Here is a 1,174-nt window from a genome sequence, read left to right on the forward strand (position 1 = left end):
ACTTTAGCAACAACACCAGCGCCTACAGTACGGCCGCCTTCACGGATTGCGAAACGCAGACCTTCGTCCATCGCGATTGGGGCAATCAGGTTAACGATCATGTTGATGTTGTCACCTGGCATTACCATCTCAACGCCTTCTGGCAGTTCGATAGTCCCGGTCACGTCAGTTGTACGGAAGTAGAACTGTGGACGGTAACCTTTGAAGAATGGAGTATGACGGCCACCTTCATCTTTGCTCAGGATATACACTTCAGATTCGAACTGTGTGTGTGGGTGGATAGAGCCTGGCTTCGCCAGAACCTGACCACGCTCAACGTCATCACGCTTCGTACCACGCAGCAGAACACCTACGTTCTCACCCGCACGGCCTTCGTCCAGCAGTTTGCGGAACATTTCAACGCCCGTACAAGTCGTTTTCGTGGTTTCTTTGATACCGACGATTTCTACTTCGTCGCCCACTTTCACGATACCACGCTCTACACGACCGGTAACCACTGTACCACGGCCGGAAATGGAGAATACGTCTTCGATTGGCAGCAGGAACGGCTTATCAATGTCACGCTCTGGTTCTGGGATGTAAGAATCCAGCGCTTCAGCCAGTTCGATGATCTTCGCTTCCCACTCAGCTTCGCCTTCCAGCGCTTTCAGCGCAGAACCACGGATGATTGGGGTGTCGTCGCCTGGGAAATCGTACTGAGACAGCAGCTCACGAACTTCCATTTCAACCAGTTCCAACAGCTCTTCATCATCAACCATGTCACACTTGTTCAGGAACACGATGATGTAAGGAACGCCTACCTGACGACCCAGCAGGATGTGCTCACGAGTCTGTGGCATTGGGCCATCAGTCGCAGCCACTACTAGGATCGCGCCGTCCATCTGAGCAGCACCGGTGATCATGTTTTTCACGTAGTCGGCGTGACCTGGGCAGTCAACGTGCGCGTAGTGACGAGTTGGGGTATCGTATTCTACGTGAGAAGTAGAGATGGTGATACCACGCGCTTTTTCTTCTGGTGCGTTATCGATCTGATCGAATGCACGAGCGCTACCGCCATAGGTTTTCGCCAGAACAGTGGTGATTGCTGCAGTCAGGGTAGTTTTACCGTGGTCAACGTGGCCGATAGTACCAACGTTAACGTGCGGTTTTGAACGTTCAAACTTTTCTTTAGACA

At 52.0% G+C, this 1,174-nt stretch carries 1 protein-coding gene; it reads right to left on the reverse strand.

Going from position 1 to position 1,174, the window contains the following annotated elements:
* A partial coding sequence (gene tuf / locus Xkoz_RS19155) for an elongation factor Tu (RefSeq protein ID WP_099143515.1) occupies positions 1–1,174 on the reverse strand: 1,174 nt, incomplete at both ends.

It is taken from the genome of Xenorhabdus kozodoii (assembly GCF_002632875.1).
GTDB classification, from domain to species: Bacteria; Pseudomonadota; Gammaproteobacteria; order Enterobacterales; family Enterobacteriaceae; genus Xenorhabdus; species Xenorhabdus kozodoii.